Here is a 17,362-nt window from a genome sequence, read left to right as displayed (position 1 = left end):
TGGAGTAATGAAGTGACAGGTGATGAGGGAAATAGCGAACGGATACTCTATATCCTTTTCACCATTTACCCTATCACTTTATCACCTCAACTAATACGTTGATTTTACATTCCCGATGGCCGCAATGCGTTCCTCCGCCTGGCGCGTGGCCGCAGCTTGTGGGTGGCTTTGCTCCTGCTCGGCTTTGTTGAGCACTTGCGTGGTGATGTCGTAGATTTTCTCGGTCTGAGTCAGTGCCGTCTGGCGGCTACCACCAATAACTTCCGAATATACGTTGATCAGGCCACCGGCATTGATGAGGAAGTCGGGACCGTATACGATGCCGCGCTCTACCAGGGCCGGGCCGTGGATGTTTTCATCCGCCAGTTGGTTGTTGGCGCAGCCCGCAATTACCTGGCACTTCAAACGCCCGATGGTGTCATCGTTGATAGTAGCACCCAGCGCGCACGGCGAATAGATGTCTACATCCTGGTCATAGATTTCGTCTAGGCCTACGGCTACGGCGCCGAAACGGGCAGCAGCTTCCAGCGCACGATCTTCGTAGTAGTCGGTCAGGATCAGCTTAGCTCCTTCCTTCTGGAGATACTCCATCAGATAGGTACCTACGTGGCCTACGCCCTGCACCGCAATGCGCTTGCCGGCAAGGCTATCTGATCCGAAAGCTTTCTTGGCTGCGGCCTTCATACCCATATAGGTACCGTAGGCCGTCACCGGTGATGGGTCGCCGGAGCCACCCATGCTCTCGGGCAGGCCCGAAACGTGCTTGGTTTCCATCCGGATGTACTCCATGTCCTTGGTGGTCATGTTCACATCTTCGGCCGTGATGTACTTGCCGTTGAGGTTCTGCACGAAGCGGCCGAATTTGCGCAGCAACGCCTCCGTCTTCATGGTTTTGGCATCGCCGATAATCACGGCCTTGCCACCACCCAGGTTCAACCCCGAAATAGCTGCTTTATAGGTCATGCCGCGCGAAAGGCGCAACACATCATTCAGCGCTTCGGCCTCCGAGGTGTAGTGCCACATGCGCGTACCGCCCAAAGCAGGCCCCAGCACGGTGTTATGAATGCCGATGATGGCGCGTAGGCCAGTCTCGTGGTCATGGCAGAAAACTACCTGCTCGTGTTGGTGGTCAGCAATCTGTCCAAAGACCGACGTATCGGTCAGCACTTTCGTTTCAACCATGCGGAGGAGGAAAAAGGTTTGGGTGGGGGTGGGTTGTTGTACCTTTGCGGAAGGCAGTAACTGGATAGGATGCTTCGCGTATCGTTTAAACGGATGGCCTGGGTGGTATACCTTCCGTCGGTCAGACGACATATAGCCGCGAAGCGTTCCAACATTCCGGTCCTACTGCTCCCGCAATTCGGGTGCAAAAGTAGCCTGTTTTTCCGACTTAAGCCACCGGGGTGTTGTCTTTTCCCCTCACTGCCCCGGTATTTAGAGGTTTGGGAGCGAGAGCGTTAGAACAAGGTCTAGGCCAGTCGGCAAGATCCGAAAGTGGCCTAGAGCGAAACCCTGGAGCCCGTTTCTAACTTTCTATCTTCCAAACTGCTAAACTCCCCCAACCCACTCTTCTGTGCGCGCTTTATCTGCTACCAACAAATATATTCTTCGTTATAAATGGCACTTCCTGGGCGGGGTGCTCTTCGTGGCGCTGAGTACGCTGCTGGCTATTTTTCCGGCTCAGATTGTCCGCTACGCCTTCGATCTGGTAGGCGAAGGCATCGACCTCTACTATCTATATGAGGGCACGCAGGCTCAAAGCGGCGTGTACGAGCTGTTTGGGCGCAACGTGCTGCTGTATGGCATCCTGATCGTGGGCATGGCCTTGCTGCGCGGCATCTTCCTGTTCTTTATGCGCCAGACGCTCATCGTGATGTCGCGGCTGATTGAGAACGACCAGAAGAACGAAATCTACCAGCATTACCAGTCGTTGCCCCTTTCCTTCTACCGCCGCAACAGTACCGGCGACCTGATGTCGCGGATTTCTGAAGATGTAGGCCGGGTGCGTATGTACGTGGGGCCAGCGCTCATGTACTTTATGCAGCTCGTGATTCTGTTCGTGCTCATCGTGCCGCTTATGTTCATGGTGAACGTGAAGCTCACGATCTACACGCTGCTGCCGCTGCCTATTCTCAGCATCAGTATTTTCTACGTCAACAACCTCATCGAGCGCAAATCCGACGAAATCCAACGCTCCCTGGCCAGCATGACTACCTTTGTGCAGGAAGCCTTTTCGGGAATCCGGGTCCTGAAGTCGTTCGTGCGGGAGGAAGATTCGCACCGGCAGTTCTCCGTAGCTTCGGATAACTATAAGGATAAGTCCCTGAGCCTGAACTTCGTCAACTCGTTGTTCTTCCCGCTGATTCTGTTTCTGGTAGGTCTCAGCACCATCGTCACCGTCTGGATTGGGGGGCAGGAAGTCATCCGAGGCACTATTACTACAGGCAGCATTGCGGAGTTCCTGATTTACGTGAACCTGCTCACCTGGCCTGTAACGGCGCTGGGCTGGACCAGCAGCCTCGTGCAGCGCGCCCAGGCTTCCCAGGCCCGCATCAACGAGTTCCTGGATCAGAAAACCGACATTGTTTCGCGCCAAAACCTGGAGCTGGATATCAAAGGCGAAATCCTCTTCGACCACGTCACGTTCACGTACCCCGATACCGGAATCCAGGCCCTGCGCGACGTATCGTTCCGCATTCATCCCGGCGAGACCTTGGCCGTTATTGGCAACACGGGTTCCGGCAAAAGCACCGTAGCCGCCCTGCTCAGCCGCCTCTATGATGTGACCAGCGGCAGCATTACCGTTGATGGAGTAGATGTGCGCGACCTTTCACTTAGCTCCTTGCGTGAGCAGATCGGCTATGTACCACAGGATGTGTTTCTGTTCTCTGATTCTATCCGCAGCAACATCAACTTCGGCCTGGAGAGCTCCACGGAGGAGCGCATGATTCAGGCAGCCAAGGATGCTAACGTGTATGAGAACATTATCCGCTTCCCCGAAGGCTTCGACACGAAACTGGGCGAGCGGGGCATTACCCTTTCGGGCGGTCAAAAACAGCGCGTAAGTATTGCGCGGGCCTTGGTAAAGGAGCCGAAGATTCTGATTCTCGATGATGCCCTTTCGGCCGTAGACACCAACACGGAAAATGCTATCCTGAGCGCCTTGCAGCGCATCATGCACAACCGGACCAGCCTCATCATTTCTCACCGCGTGTCATCGGTCAAGCTCGCCGATCAGATTCTGGTGCTGGATGATGGCGTGATTGTGCAGCATGGCACCCACGAAGACCTTATGCAGGACGCCACCGGCCTGTATAGAGCGCTCTACGAACGCCAGTTGCAGAGCGAAGAGGCCTAGGCCACTTTGCTGCGCCCCGCTACGATGGTACCCGCGAGTTACTCCGTCCGCCAGCACAAGCGAGAGCAGAGCCACTTATTTACTTATCAGCTTCGCGGCTTGCCAGCCACTGCCGGCGCCCATAGCTACGCCCATACCGTTGCAGCGCACCGCCACGAATAAACCCGGCTCTACCTCCCGAATGATAGGCTCCAGCTCACGCCCGAAGCCCATCACCCCACTCCACCGGTAGTCGATGCGGGGCCGACGGCCGGGCAGGATTACTTCGTGCAGCAATTGCTCCAGGCGCTGCTGCACCAGAGGGGTAATGCCCGACTCGGTGGTTTCCTCCGCCTGAAAATCGAGGTTGCGGCCACCGCCCAGCAGCACCCGCTCCCCTACCTGGCGGAAGTAATAATAGCCTTTATCATAGTGAAACGTGCCCGGCAGCTGTAGGCCAGGTATTGGCTCCGTCACGAGCACTTGCCCCCGGCCCGGAATCACGTCTAGGCCTGGCAGCAACTCGCGACTGAACGCGTTAGTAGCCACCAGCACCTGCCCTGCTTGCAACTCCAGCCCTTCCAGCTGCACCCGGACGTTGCCATGTGCCGCCTCCACTCCCAGCACCGGGCAGCCATGCAATACTGTAACGCCTGCGGCCCAGGCTTTGCGCAGCAGTGCCTGCATCATCTGGCCGGTATCGAGGCTGCCTTCGGCCGTATTCTCCAGCATAACGGCAGTACCAGCCAATCCCAACGAGGCTATACGAGGAGAGGCGTCGCGGAAAATATTGGTGTGCTCGATGAGCGGAGCCAGCAGCTCATTGTAATAGGCTATGTGTTTCTGGCAGGTTGCGGCTATGTCCTTGTCTTCTGGGCGGAACAGCTCAAAGCCACCTTCCGGCTGGTAACGGATAGGCTCGTCGCCCAGCAGCTCACGCAAGCGGCGTAGGCCATCCCAGCGGGCCCGTACGACAGCCAACAGCGCCTCAGTACCACCACGCCCCTCCTGCTCCAGCAGCTCCGAGATACTACCAAAACAGGCAAACCCCGCATTTTTGGTACTGGCCCCGTTGGGCAGTACATCGCGCTCCAGCACCAGCACCCGCGCCGTAGGGCGAAGCTGGCGGGTATAGATGGCCGCGGTCAGCCCCACAAGCCCGCCCCCAACTATCACCACATCTGACCCGTGGAGAAAAGCCTGATGCTCCCAGTAGGAAAGATTGTGCAAAGCCATGTGAATGAAGCGTTAGTTTGCGTACCGCAGCCGCAGAAAGTTCGGGCAAAGAATAAGCCCCGCCAATAGATTAGCGGGGCTTACCAAAATATTGTGGCCGACTATCTACTGGCCTACCGAAACGCGCTTCATCCCGCGCCGCTCCCCGGAACTGCACTGCACGATGTAAGAGCCGGCGGGCAGGTTGCTGATATCCAGCACCACGGCGTCGGTTCCGGCCATGATATCACGGGTGATGACTGGGCGGCCATCGGTGCCGTTGAGCTCTACCCGGGTAGGGCCGGCAGCATTCGTCCGCACAGTGAGGCGCTTGGTAAGTGGGTTCGTTTCGGCGCGCACCTTCAGGGCATCCGTGTTGGCGGCGGGCGTCTCCATCTTATCAGTGATGAGGGAGGGTGGGGCCGCAGCAAGGGCTGTCTCTGGCAATTTGGGTGCTGCTGCTACAGGCGCAGCTACTGGTTTGGCGGCCCCTGCTGGTTTAGCAACAGGTTTGGCGGCCGCAGCCGTTGGCTTAGCCGCTACCGGCTTGGCCGTTTTTGTTTGTGCCTGCGCTGAACTCCAAGAGAGCAGCATGGTAAACAGGCATCCCAGAAAAGTAAAAGTTTTCATACGCGTTCCTATATAAAGTTTTGAACGATACGGTATCTGTAAAGATAGCAGTTTCTTCGCTTGCTTCCCCTCTCCTTCGCCGCATCACTGCGCGAAACCGGGCAAATCGCATTCCATATTTGCCTTTCGAAACACAATTATTTACAAATATTTTTCCTACCCTTTCTCGGCTCAACTTCCGACATATGAAGCGCATACCTTCCTAGCCGCAAGCGCCCACCATTTCCTGTGCAGATAGGGGAGATAAAAAATCAGGCAAAAGGTTGCGCAGGAGGCAGGGGGCTCTTACATTTGTGGCATAATTCATCGGGGTGTAGCGTAGCCTGGTATCGCGCCAGCATGGGGTGCTGGAGGTCGTAGGTTCGAATCCTGCCACTCCGACCGAAGAATTCTTGTTCGAAAAGCCTCTGGGAACCCCACCCGGAGGCTTTTTTCGGCCAATACAGTACCAGTACTAGCAGTTGCGCGTTCAGGCGCAGTAGTTTTCGGGGTGTAGCGCAGCCCGGTAGCGCGCGTCGTTCGGGACGACGAGGCCGTAGGTTCGAATCCTGCCACCCCGACGCCAACACACAGAAGCCCGCCCAACCAATGGTTGAGCGGGCTTCTGTGTGATTATGCTACTTTACTAAAGCGCGCTTACTGGTCTACACACTAAGTAATAACTCACTGTAGGCCAGTGGCAGGCCAGGTTTACACTTTATAACGGCGCTTCTTACCGTTGTCTCGGGTGAGCAGCAGTACGGCGCCAGTAGTCACCAGGGCAATTGTGGTCATCTTGGTAAGGAAAGCAGTACGGTTGTGCTTCCACTCCGATTTGTAGCCTTTTTCGGCGAAGATATTCGGAACGTGGCCGTGCATCAGATCATCTAGCACTCCTTCCACCACGTTTACGCGGTCGGCTACCAACAAAGGCAACCAGTGGCCATAGTGCGATTCGCTGTATTTGAACGCGAACCGACGAATCATGCCGCTTAACCCACTTGGTGGCGCCGACTCCCCATAAACAGCCGACACCGTCGGGCGCTCAATGGATTTGAGCAGTTCTACTTCAATGGGCTGCTGCTTTGGGCGATGCTTGCTGTCGGGGTCCTGCGATACGTTCATCCGTTCCCGCATGGGGTACGTAGGATCATTCTTCGGATCTGCATCCACCCCCCAGCCTTTCAGCTTCTGCGGGTCATTTGCTACGATATTTTTCATGGTCGTCGTTAGATTTTAGCATCGGGGAATACCAGCAACGGCTTGATGCAGTTGTCCAGCTTTGCAGAGAACATCCGGTAACCATCGGCTATTTCCTCCAGCGGAATACGGTGCGTAATCAATGCCTTCGGATTGATGGTGCCATTCTGTACGTGCTCAATCAGGCGCGGCAGCAAGCGTTTGACAGATGCCTGATTTGCCCTGATGGTCAGGCCTTTATTTAGCACATTGCCCATGGGCACTAGGTTATCGGTAGGCCCGTATACGCCCACAATGGAGACAACCCCGCCTTTCTTCACCGAGTTTACGGCCCAGTGCAATGCCGTAGCAGAACCTGCCTGCAACAGTAATTTACGGCCCGTAATGGTTTGCATGGCATTGCCAGCCGCCTCGGCGCCTACGGCATCAATCACGCAGTCGGCCCCCATATAATCCGTGATTTTCTTGATGAACACCACCGGATCATCCATGTCCTTCTCGAAGTTGTAGGCCTCGCAGTTGGCGTAATTCTTGGCGAATTCGAGACGGTAGTCTTCTTTATCAATAATGATAACACGACCGGCGCCAAATAACCAGCAGCACCGGGCCGCCATAATACCTACTGGGCCAGCACCAAACACAACCACGGTATCGCCGGTTTGAATACCGGCCATTTCGGCGGCCTGATAACCAGTTGGAACTACGTCCGTCAGCAATACAGCGTCATCAAGGTCCATGCCCTCCGGAATCACGGTTGGGCCTACGTTAGCGTAGGGTACCCGCGCATACTCGGCCTGGCCGCCATTGTAGCCACCAGCCGTATGCGAATAGCCGAAAATACCGCCTACCGCACTGGCCTGGGTGTTCGACTCGTGACAGTTGCCGAACATACCTTGCTTACAGAAGTGGCATTCGCCGCAGGCTACATTGAAGGGTACTAGTACATGGTCACCGACTTTGATCTTTGTCACGTCGGGACCTACTTCTTCCACAATACCAATGAACTCGTGCCCGAAGGTGGAGCCAACGCGGGTATCGGGCACGTTGCCGTTATATAAGTGCAAGTCGGAGCCGCAAATACAGGAGCGAGTAACCCGCACAATAGCATCCTGCGGATGCTTGATTTCGGGCATGGGTTTCTGGCTGGCTCGGACCCGCTTGGGGCCCCGGTAATCCATTGCTAGCATAAGAATCTTGCTTTAAGGTTCAGGTGGGACATTAAGGAAAGTTCGTAGCGTATGCCAAGGTGCTCAGCATGTATGCAGCAGAGAATTAGCCTTCGTAACGCTGCTAAACTTTACTTACCTGCCTAGGGAAGGTTTCTATAACTAGAATAATCAGAGGTAAATACGTACTTATACCGCGAAAATGGGCTCTTGGCATCCGTATAAAGACCTAGTTTTTATATGGCTACGCAGTAGGCTTTTTTTTCCTTGTTGAACTGGGAAGAGCAATGTCGCGCCTGTGTACTTGGCATGTGCCCAATTCGAATTTTAAGCTCTGAGTGGCCTAACGGCGCACCCCTCAGCCATATACTTATTCATTCAATAATTTGTATAACTACATACTTCCTACATCTATAGCACGTTGGTGGGTTAGTGTAATTTTTTCTAGGCCACCTCACTTTATTTCCATCACATGAAAAAGCTAGTAGTTACCTTCTTATCTCTAAGAGTTATTGTTCATGCGTGCGACGCCCAAGCACAGATACCTACCGGAACCAAGCTATTAGGCGGCAGCTTCAGCTATAATAGCAACAAACTTTCTACAACCGACCCAAATTTTCCGGCCAGCCAGCAGACGTACGAAAGCAAGACCCGGAACTTTAACATTAACCCGAGTGCAGGAATATTTGTGGCCAATAATCTGGCGGCTGGCATCACGGCCGGCTTTAGCTCCAGCAAATCAACGTATCCGTATTATGACGGAAACTCTTTAGACAAGTTTACACAAGTAGGTCGCGCAAACACTGTGTACGCCGCTCCTTTCCTGCGCTACTATTATTTACCCACTGAAGCTTTTGGGCTGTATGGCCAGCTTTCGGCCGGTTATTCTCATGAGTGGAACACAACTGATTTCAGTAGTGCCAACCGGCTCTCGACCAAGAACACTGGCTACTCCGTCTACACCTACCTAACGCCTGCCCTTGTATTCTTCCCAGTTGCTAAGCTGGGCCTTGAGCTAACTTTCGGCGGCATTGGCTACAACCGTAGTACCGCCAACAACGATAATTCCCCCTCCACTCAACCTGGCCGCAAAGAAACCCGATCAAGCTTTGGGGCTAATTTCAGCTTCAATAACCTGGCACTTGGAGCCTCCTACTACTTAGGCCGGTAAGTTCAGTCGCACGTACTTTAGAAACACAAAGCCGGCCCGGATAAACTCCAGGCCGGCTTTGTGCTTTGATCTTACGCGTACTGTTTACTTCAGAACCGCTACCACCTCTGGCTCCCCTTTTTCCGGGAACCGCTCCAGGTAGATATCCTGGAGAGTGAGCTTATTTTCCTTGGCGAAATCCTTGATGCCGCCGTAAAGCTTATCGGGGGCCACCATGTAGCCGGCATCGATGTGAGCATGTAGCACTTTCTGGCCAGCCGGGAATACGCGGTACTTGTAATCAGCAGGCAGTTTTTGGGTGGTATCAGCTACTACCAGGCCTACGAAGACTTTAGCGGCGGTGCGGGTATCCTCGGGACTGTTGTAGAAGATATTACCGAAGTCGCCGCGGATTTTGCCGGTGCGGCGCAGCTCGTAGGCCCGGCGCGTCAGCTCCCCGAAGGCTTCATCATTGGCGGGGCCTTCGTAGTAATGGCCGGCCACGAAGTATGGCTGGGCCAGCGTTTCCGGGGTAACGGTGGCCGCTTTGAAGCCACCCATCTTCCAATAAGTGGCCGTGAAACCAATGCCCAGAATCAGGCTCAGCGCGAGAAATATTCGATTCATGTAGGTAAAAAAAAGCGGCGAAGTGCGAAAGATGCATTCACCGAGGCACAAAGAAACAGCACCGCGCGCTATTTCTGGTAGTGAGAGGTGGCCTAGGCCACTCCCCTAGCCTTCCAGCACGCCTTTGTATTGCATCTGGTAGAGCTGGGCGTAGAAGCCCTGATGGCGCAACAGCTCCTCGTGGTTACCGGCTTCCTTGATTTCGCCTTTATCGAGAACAATGATGCGGTCGGCTTTCTGGATGGTGCTCAGGCGGTGGGCAATAACCAGCGAGGTGCGACCCTGCATTAGCTTCTCAATGGCCTCCTGAATCAGCTCTTCCGTCTCAGAGTCAACGGATGAAGTAGCTTCATCCAGAATGATAATGCGCGGCTGGTAGACCATGGCCCGCACAAAACTTATGAGCTGACGCTGACCTACGGAAAGCGTGGCGCCGCGCTCCATCACCTCGTACTGTAGGCCACCCGGCAGGCGCTCAATAAAGCGGCGGGCACCCACCAAGTCAGCGGCTTCCCATATTTGCTCGTCGGTGATGTCGTCTTTGCCCAGCGTGATGTTGTCGCGGATGGTACCGGCGAACAGGAATACGTCTTGCAGTACTACCCCAATGTGGCGGCGCAGGTCCTTGAGGTCGTACTCGCGCAGGTCGTGGCCATCAATACGAATGGTGCCTTTGTTGATTTCGTAGAACCGGCTGAGCAGGTTGATAATGCTGGTTTTGCCGGCGCCAGTAGCGCCTACAAAGGCAATCGTCTGGCCGGCCTGCACCTCAAAGTTTACATCGCGCAGCACCCACTCTTCGTCGTTGTAGGCAAACCAGACGTTATCAAACTGCACGTCGCCGCGCAAGTCGGTGGGGATATAGGTGCCGTTGTCGGCAATCATCTCCTTGCTGTCGAGCAGTTTCAGTAGGCGCTCGGTGCTTACCAGGCCTAGCTGCAGCGTATTGAAACGGTCAGCAATCTGGCGGATAGGGCGAAAGAACAGCGCGTTGTACATGATGAAGGCAATGAGGGCGCCCTTTGAAATGGTGCCTTCAATCTGCCCCTGCGCGGCGTACCACACCAACAGGCCTACGCCAGCAGCAGCCAGCACTTCGGCCACCGGGAAGTAGATGCTGTAGTAGAGCACCGAGCGAATGTTGGCGCGGGTGTGCTCCTGATTGATCTTCTCAAACTTGCGAAATTCGCGTTCCTCGTTGTTGAAGATCTGGACCACGTTCATGCCCGTGAGGTGTTCCTGTACGAAGGAGTTCAGGTTGGCCACAGCCGTGCGCACCTCCTGAAACGACTTCTTCACCTTCTCTTTGAACACATAGGTGCTGAACAGCAGCGGAGGAATCACGGCCAAGCTCACCAGTGTCAGGCGCCAATCAATGTAGAACATGAAGGCCATGATGAACACCAGTTGCAGAATGTCGCCAATCATGGCCGCCAGCCCTTCGCTGAATACATCCGACAGGGTTTCCACATCGGAAATATTGCGCGTCACGAGCACCCCGATGGGCGTGCGGTCGAAGAACTTCAGCCGCAGGTCCAGGATATGCTTGTAGAGGTCAACCCGAATATCGCGCACAATGTACTGGCCTAGCCACCCGCCGAAATAGGTTTGGAGGTAGCTGACGATGGCATGGGCCACCAGCAACACCAGCAGCAAGGCAAACATGCGGTTCAGGCCCGACCAGTCGCTCTGCTCAATGGTCACGTCCACCATGCGCTGAATCAGGAAGGGCCGCAACGTGCCCAACGCCGCCGTGGCAATGGTCAGGAAAATCAGGAAGTAAAAGATGCGCTGATACGGCCGCACGTACGTCATCAACCGGCGCAGTACCTGCCAGTCGAAGATATTGCCGCTTTTCGTGGCAGTAGTAGCTTGCTCCATTCGGGTGGGAAGGGGTAATAGATAAGAGGCTAACAGGCTAGGCCAGGTATTCGTTTGTCGTTCGGCAAAGCAACTAGTACTCTGGGCCAAACGACAGGCCTAGCGCCACGCCTGCACTTATACTTTCGAGAAGTACGGTAATCCGGTGGGCAGGTCTACGCCGGCCACCAACTCGGCCGGGTATTCTACGCGGCACAGAAACAGCCCATTGGCCAACGCCGCGCCACTGGCATGTACGCGGTTGAGGGAAGTAAAGACCCGCCCGAATTCCTCGGGCGACATTTTACCCCGACCTACCGTGAGCAAGGTGCCCACCACCAGCCGCACCATGCCGCGCACAAAGCGGTTGGCCCGAATCCGGAACACGAGGCCACCCGGCACTTCGTGCCAGCCCGCCTCATAGCAGGTACACATGTAGTGCTTCTCGCTGCCCTTTACTTTCGAGAAACTCGTGAAGTCGTGGGTGCCGAGGAGCATGGCGGCCGCCTGGTTCATTGCCTCCACATCGGGCTTCCGATCTAGGTAGAGCGAAAAATTGGGGCTGAAGGGGTCGGGCACTAGCCGGACGTGGTACTCATAGGTGCGGATTTTGGCGTCGTAGCGAGCATGGGCCTGATCGGACACCGGATGCACGGCTTGGGCCCGAATGTCGCTCGGGAGGGCCCGATTGAGGCGGTAGAGCAGCGTTTCCAGATCCAGCGTGTCGGGCAGTTCGGCATCGAAGTGCGCTACCTGGTGGCTGGCGTGCACGCCCGAATCGGTGCGGCCACTGCCAAGTGAATACACGGGCTGGCGCAGCACTTGCGAAAGGCAGCGGTCCAGTTCCCGTTGCACCGTGCTGGTGTTGGGCTGATGCTGCCAGCCGTGGTACTGGGAGCCATCGTAGGCCAAGTGAAGAAAGTACCGCAAGTGGAGAAGATTAAATGAAGAGCCAGAACACTCGCCGGAGTGGCCTAGGCCTATACAACTAACGCGTAGAGCAGAGAATCCAGCGTTTGCCCGTCCTTGGTGATGCTACGCCGCAGCCGCGCCTCCAGCTCGTAGCCCGCTTTTTCCAATACTCGCGCCGATGCGGCATTGCTTTCGAATACCACCGCGTAGAGCCGACACACATCAAAGCGAGCCAGCACATAGTCAGACACTACTTTGGTGGCTGCCGTAGCCAGCCCTTTGCCCCACTGCTCCTGCGCCAGCCAGTAGCCCACCTCTGCAGAGCGCCGGCGCACATCCGTCTTAAAATGTACGCCAATGCTACCCACCGCTACTCCCTCCACTTCAATGGCGAGATACAGGTCGCGCTGGTCGTCAGCTACCAATGACAGGAAAAACTCGGCGTCCTGCGTGGTATAGGGGTGCGGGAATGTGTCGCGTAGGTTCTGCCAGACAGCTTTATCGTTGGCAAAATGAGCCAGTGCCGCGGCATCAGAAAACCGCCACGGGCGCAAACGTGCCCCCAGTATCGGTAGCTCCAGCGTAGGCTTCAGCAGCGGACTCATCATGGCAGGCGCAACATATACCGTGCTGCCACCGAGTGGCCTACCAGGCTGGTAGGTCGCTCGGCGGCAGCGGTAGCCTTACATCTTTTCGTAAATCACGGCGGCACCCTGGCCTACGCCCACACACATCGTAGCCAGGCCATAGCGTACCCCTTCTCGGCGCTGCATTTCGTGGAGCAGCGTGGCCGTGATGCGCGAACCACTAGCTCCCAGAGGGTGTCCGATAGCAATAGAACCGCCGTTCACATTGATTTTGCTGGTGTCGAGGTCCAAGTCCCGGATGCAGGCAATACTTTGGGCTGCGAATGCTTCGTTCAGCTCAATCAGGTCCATGTCCTGTAAGGTCAGACCCGCACGCTGCAGCACTTTCTGCGTAGCGGGCACCGGCCCCAGGCCCATATAAGCGGGGTCAACGCCTACTACTGCCGACGAAACTACCCGAGCCATTGGCTTCAGGTTATAGCGCTTCAGGGCTTCCTCGCTTACCACAATAACTGCCGCCGCGCCATCATTAATACCCGCAGAGTTGCCCGCCGTCACGGTGCCATCCACCTGGAAAGCCGGCCGGATAGTACCCAGTTTTTCCATGCTCGAAATGCGCGGTGGCTCGTCTTGGTCAAACATGGCCGTATCACCCTTGGGCTGGGGTAGGAACACTGGCACAATTTCCTTCCGGAACCGACCTTTCTCGTAGGCTCGCTGGTATTTCTGTTGGGTGTTGAAGGCAAATGCATCCTGTTCCTCACGCGTGATGCCGTACTTCCGGGCCACGTTCTCTGCTGTCTCGCCCATCGCGTACGGGTGGTGCATTTTAGAGAGCTTCGGATTTACAAAGCGCCAGCCCAGCGTTGTATCGTGGGCCATAAAGTCGCGGGCAAAAGCTGTAGCCGACTTGGCCATCACGAAAGGGGCCCGGGTCATACTCTCGGCGCCACCTGCCAAATAGATGTCACCTTCGCCCGCCTTAATAGCCCGCGAAGCATCCATAATGCTTTGTAGGCCAGAGGCACAAAGCCGGTTGACGGTAACACCCGGTACCGTGATAGGCAAGCCCGCCAGCAGCGCCGCCATTCGGGCCACGTTGCGATTGTCTTCGCCAGCCTGGTTGGCGGCTCCAATAATTACGTCTTCAATGGCTGATTTATCGAGGGAAGGATTGCGGCGCAGCAGCTCACGCAATACAAGCGCGGCTAAATCGTCGGGGCGCACGCTACTCAGCGCGCCACCAAATTTGGCAATAGGGGTGCGGACAGCGTCCACGATGTATGCGGTTGGCATTGGCGTATAATGCAGTTATTCCGGTCTAGTTGGCTACTTTTGCCAGCCCGCTCAGGCGGGGAGAATCGTAGTCTGAACTGTCAAAACACAAAGATGATACAAAGAATCCAAAGCGTATTTCTGCTGTTGCTCTCCTTGGCCATGTTGAGCGTATTGTTTCTGCCGATCTGGAGCAAAACCGATCCGGTTAGCGGTCAGACGCTGGTAATGACCGCCTTCCAACTGGCCTACGAGAATGCCGATGCCGGCATGTCCGTTTCAACGAGCACTTGGCCAGTAGCCGCTTTGGCTGCTGCTTCCACTTTGGTGGCGCTCTTCGAAATCTTCCAATTCCGCAACCGCTTCATGCAGCTCAAGCTAGGCATGGTCAACTTCCTGCTGATTGTGGCTACTATCGGCGCTGGCTTTTACTTTTCCAGCCTCGGCGAGCAAATGCTCAACGTCAAGATGCCCGGTACTTTCCAGGCCGGTTTCTACCTGCCTACGCTGGCCCTGCTGCTAAACCTGCTCGCCAACCGCTTCATCCGCCGCGACGAGCAACTAGTCCGCAGCATGGACCGTCTTCGTTAGCCAAACACCCTTTCAACGAAAAAGGCTCCTACTTGCGTGGGAGCTTTTTTTTATGCGGTGTAGTGGCCTAGGCCTCCCCTCGGCAACTAGAGCTTGCCTACTGGCCTAGCGCTCATCGTAAAGACCAGTTCGCCGCCTTGCACAATGTCACTGTGTTTTAGAAAGGGCCGCGTCAGGATTTTGCCATTCAGCGTTGCCTGCTTCACATACACATTCTTGTCGCTCTGGTTTTTCACTTGAATAGTGAACGTCTTGCCATTCTCCAGTCGTAATGTGGCGCCCTGCACGACTGGGCTGCCCAGTGCATACTCATCAGAACCCGGCGCCACCGGGTAGAAGCCCAGAGCCGTGAAAACATACCAGGCGCTCATCTGCCCACAATCATCATTGCCGCCCAGGCCATCGGGCGTCGGGTGATACATGCGCTTGATAATCATGCGCACCCGTTCCTGCGTTTTCCAGGGCTGATCCGTCCAGTTATAGAGGTAAGCCGCATGGTGAGCCGGCTCATTGCCATGCACGTAGTTGCCAATGATTCCGTCGCGGGTAATGTCCTCGGTTTCGGCGAAGAATTTGTCTGGCAGATGCATCGTGAAAAGCGAATCCAGATGCGGCACGAACTTCTGGTTGCCGCCCATCAGCTGAATCAGCTTGCCCGGATCCTGCGGTACATATAGGCTGTAGTTCCAGGCGTTGCCCTCAATAAAGCCCTGGTTGTTGGTGCTGAGCACATCAAATTCTTTGCGGAAGGTACCGTCACTCATCTTCGGCCGCATGAAGCCGATACGAGCGTCATATACGTTCTGCCAGTTGCTGGCCCGCTTGCTAAACTCCTGATAGATATCCTGCCGGCCCAGCTTCTGCGCTGCTTGTGCAATGCACCAGTCATCGTAAGCGTACTCCAACGTTTTAGATACGGAGGAGCCACTTTTGTCTTCGGGCACATAGCCAAGCTGTAGATAGTGGCCTAGGCCATCATACCACTGCTGCCGGGCTGTCGTCACGCAGGCATCTAGAGCCTTATTTGCATCGAAAGGAGTATTCCCTTTTACTATGGCATCAGCAATAACCGGCACGCTGTGGTAGCCAATCATGCACCAGTTCTCATTCGCGTAGTGCGACCAAACCGGCAGCATATGCTCCGCGCTCTGCTCAAAGTGCGCCATCATCGACTGCACCATATCGGCATTGCGCTTTGGCTGTACCAGATTAAAGAGTGGATGCAGCGCCCGGTACGTATCCCAGAGCGAAAATGTGGTGTAGTTCGTGAAGCCCTCTGCTTTATGCGTATTCTGATCTAGGCCTCTATACTGCCCATCCACATCCATATAAGTGGTTGGGCTGAGGAAAGCATGATAGAGTGCCGTATAAAAGTTATCCTTATCCTCCCGCTTTGCTGCCTGAATTGCCACCCGGCTCAGCTCCTGCTGCCATAGTTGTTGCCCTTGGCGCTTCACCTGCTCGAAGTCCCAACCAGGAGCTTCAGCCCGCAGGTTCTTCAAAGCCCCATCTGTACTCACCGGCGACAATGCAAACTTGAGTTTGATCTTCTCTCCTTCCGTCGTCTTAAAATCGAAGTACATCCGAAGCTGTTCACCGGCTAAGTCTGGGAAGTTTTTAGTTTGATCGAACCTCCCCCAGAAACCACGGTAGGCCTGTTTCTTGTCGTACCTCCGGCTACCGTATTGTTTGAATGGCTTGGAAAACTGTAGTGCAAAATAAACTGTACGCGTGCGGGCCCAGCCGTTTGTCTGCCGGTATCCCGTCACGAGCGAATCATTCTCTACCCGCACGAACGTCCAGACATTCTTATCAGGATAATTATAGATGCCCGCCATCAGATCAAGGATAATATGGGCCTGATCTGACTTGGGGAAAGTATACTGATGAAAGCCCACTCGATTTGTAGCAGTCAACTCAGCCAGAATGTTGTGGTCTTCGAGCCTGACACTATAATAGGCCGGTTCCGCAACCTCGGTTTTATGTGAGTAGACCGACCGGTACCCACTTTGCGGCTTGTCCGCAGTCCCAGGATTTAGCTGCAACGCTCCTGTAGTAGGCATAATCAGAAAGTCACCTAAGTCTGAATGGCCTGTACCGCTGAAGTGGGTGTGGCTAAACCCAACTATAGACTTGTCCTCATATTGGTACCCAGCACAGTACTTATACACATCAGGGTTATACTTACCATCCTGCTCATAACTGATGGTATCGGTGTCAGGGCTTAGCTGAACTGCCCCAAAAGGAACAGTAGCTCCTGGAAATGTATGTCCCATTTTCTGCGTACCGACTATAGGATGCGCATACTGGACTAAATTATCGGGGCTCTTAACTTGTGCCGCCCCATAGAACGGAATGCTCATTAATAATGCGATAATAGATCTTTTCATACGGTCAAGGTCTCTTATGATGATAAGCGCCCAAGGTACATAGCTGTCCGTATTCCTCTTAATTATTACTTCAACAGTATGTTTGAAGCCATTGCACATCCCTCAGTTTGCCTTTCACTAAATAAACGAGGCCCCTAGGCCACTTACACAATGCAAGTGGCCTAGGGGCCTCAGTAAAGAGCAACTCAGTTACTACAGTAAATAGTTAATGACATACCGCCCTCATCCCTTTAGTGCGGCAGGAAACAGCGCGTGGGGGTATGTATAAACGAGGAAGAGCCGCCTCCGTCGGGGGCATCGCCTACCCGGGGGGGGGGAGGGACGCACACCACAAGGGGGCGGCTCTTCGCACTAGTAAGGTTGGCGGCGACCTACTCTCCCGCCGGTGAAGGCAGTACCATGGGCGCTCCGGGGCTTAACGACTCTGTTCGGAATGGGAAGAG

14 protein-coding genes, 2 tRNA genes and 1 rRNA gene are annotated in these 17,362 nt (G+C 55.0%); 5 read left to right on the top strand and 12 right to left on the bottom strand.

Annotated features, from left to right (window positions below):
* Positions 1-90: 90 nt before the first annotated feature.
* Positions 91-1,182, bottom strand: coding sequence for a Glu/Leu/Phe/Val dehydrogenase dimerization domain-containing protein (locus CFT68_RS18375; RefSeq protein WP_088845147.1), 1,092 nt, complete (start codon positions 1,180-1,182; stop codon positions 91-93).
* Positions 1,183-1,573: 391 nt separating this feature from the next.
* Here CFT68_RS18375 and CFT68_RS18370 point away from each other — a divergent pair, with 391 nt between their 5' ends.
* The gene (locus tag CFT68_RS18370; protein ID WP_088845146.1) at positions 1,574-3,358 is read left to right on the top strand and encodes an ABC transporter ATP-binding protein; all 1,785 of its coding nucleotides are present in this window, start codon (positions 1,574-1,576) and stop codon (positions 3,356-3,358) included.
* A 75-nt stretch (positions 3,359-3,433) separates the two neighbouring features.
* On the opposite strand, the gene CFT68_RS18365 is transcribed toward CFT68_RS18370, so the two are convergent.
* Both CFT68_RS18365 and CFT68_RS21985 read right to left on the bottom strand, forming a co-directional pair.
* Positions 3,434-4,573: an NAD(P)/FAD-dependent oxidoreductase gene (locus CFT68_RS18365; RefSeq protein ID WP_088845145.1), complete on the bottom strand. Its 1,140-nt coding sequence runs from the start codon at positions 4,571-4,573 to the stop codon at positions 3,434-3,436.
* 105 nt (positions 4,574-4,678) lie between these two features.
* The gene (locus tag CFT68_RS21985) at positions 4,679-5,182 is read right to left on the bottom strand and encodes a T9SS type A sorting domain-containing protein (RefSeq protein ID WP_212590442.1); all 504 of its coding nucleotides are present in this window, start codon (positions 5,180-5,182) and stop codon (positions 4,679-4,681) included.
* A gap of 307 nt (positions 5,183-5,489) precedes the next feature.
* Between CFT68_RS21985 and CFT68_RS18355 the strand changes: the two genes are divergently transcribed.
* Both CFT68_RS18355 and CFT68_RS18350 read left to right on the top strand, forming a co-directional pair.
* Positions 5,490-5,563: transfer RNA gene (locus CFT68_RS18355), tRNA-Pro, on the top strand.
* Between the two features lie 105 nt (positions 5,564-5,668).
* A tRNA-Pro gene (locus CFT68_RS18350) sits at positions 5,669-5,742 on the top strand.
* A 130-nt stretch (positions 5,743-5,872) separates the two neighbouring features.
* Here the strand turns inward: CFT68_RS18350 and CFT68_RS18345 are convergent.
* Positions 5,873-6,382, bottom strand: coding sequence for a hypothetical protein (locus CFT68_RS18345; protein ID WP_088845143.1), 510 nt, complete (start codon positions 6,380-6,382; stop codon positions 5,873-5,875).
* An 8-nt stretch (positions 6,383-6,390) separates the two neighbouring features.
* The gene (locus CFT68_RS18340; protein ID WP_088845142.1) at positions 6,391-7,548 is read right to left on the bottom strand and encodes a zinc-dependent alcohol dehydrogenase; all 1,158 of its coding nucleotides are present in this window, start codon (positions 7,546-7,548) and stop codon (positions 6,391-6,393) included.
* 451 nt (positions 7,549-7,999) lie between these two features.
* Between CFT68_RS18340 and CFT68_RS18335 the strand changes: the two genes are divergently transcribed.
* The gene (locus CFT68_RS18335) at positions 8,000-8,698 is read left to right on the top strand and encodes a hypothetical protein (RefSeq protein WP_088845141.1); all 699 of its coding nucleotides are present in this window, start codon (positions 8,000-8,002) and stop codon (positions 8,696-8,698) included.
* Between the two features lie 84 nt (positions 8,699-8,782).
* Here the strand turns inward: CFT68_RS18335 and CFT68_RS18330 are convergent, their stop codons facing one another.
* From CFT68_RS18330 to CFT68_RS18310, 5 genes are all read right to left on the bottom strand, one after another.
* On the bottom strand, positions 8,783-9,304 hold the full coding sequence (locus CFT68_RS18330; protein ID WP_088845140.1) for a hypothetical protein: 522 nt from the start codon (positions 9,302-9,304) through the stop codon (positions 8,783-8,785).
* Positions 9,305-9,409: 105 nt separating this feature from the next.
* On the bottom strand, positions 9,410-11,185 hold the full coding sequence (locus CFT68_RS18325) for an ABC transporter ATP-binding protein (RefSeq protein ID WP_088845139.1): 1,776 nt from the start codon (positions 11,183-11,185) through the stop codon (positions 9,410-9,412).
* Between the two features lie 117 nt (positions 11,186-11,302).
* The gene (gene truA, locus CFT68_RS18320) at positions 11,303-12,094 is read right to left on the bottom strand and encodes a tRNA pseudouridine(38-40) synthase TruA (RefSeq protein ID WP_088845138.1); all 792 of its coding nucleotides are present in this window, start codon (positions 12,092-12,094) and stop codon (positions 11,303-11,305) included.
* Between the two features lie 50 nt (positions 12,095-12,144).
* Complete coding sequence (locus CFT68_RS18315) at positions 12,145-12,684, bottom strand: GNAT family N-acetyltransferase (RefSeq protein ID WP_212590441.1); 540 nt, start codon at positions 12,682-12,684, stop codon at positions 12,145-12,147.
* Positions 12,685-12,759: 75 nt separating this feature from the next.
* The gene (locus tag CFT68_RS18310) at positions 12,760-13,959 is read right to left on the bottom strand and encodes a thiolase family protein (RefSeq protein WP_088845137.1); all 1,200 of its coding nucleotides are present in this window, start codon (positions 13,957-13,959) and stop codon (positions 12,760-12,762) included.
* A 93-nt stretch (positions 13,960-14,052) separates the two neighbouring features.
* Between CFT68_RS18310 and CFT68_RS18305 the strand changes: the two genes are divergently transcribed.
* Positions 14,053-14,529, top strand: a complete 477-nt coding sequence (locus CFT68_RS18305) for a DUF4293 domain-containing protein (protein ID WP_088845136.1) — start codon at positions 14,053-14,055, stop codon at positions 14,527-14,529.
* 86 nt (positions 14,530-14,615) lie between these two features.
* Here the strand turns inward: CFT68_RS18305 and CFT68_RS18300 are convergent, their stop codons facing one another.
* Positions 14,616-16,892, bottom strand: a complete 2,277-nt coding sequence (locus tag CFT68_RS18300; protein ID WP_245815447.1) for a GH92 family glycosyl hydrolase — start codon at positions 16,890-16,892, stop codon at positions 14,616-14,618.
* A gap of 385 nt (positions 16,893-17,277) precedes the next feature.
* A 5S ribosomal RNA gene (gene rrf, locus CFT68_RS22495) occupies positions 17,278-17,362 on the bottom strand; the annotation flags it as partial.

Origin of the sequence: Hymenobacter gelipurpurascens, from assembly GCF_900187375.1 — a bacterium.
Taxonomy (GTDB): Bacteria; Bacteroidota; Bacteroidia; order Cytophagales; family Hymenobacteraceae; genus Hymenobacter; species Hymenobacter gelipurpurascens.
The sequence above is the reverse complement of the archived record's forward strand: the minus strand, read 5'-3'. Positions and strand labels throughout refer to the sequence as shown.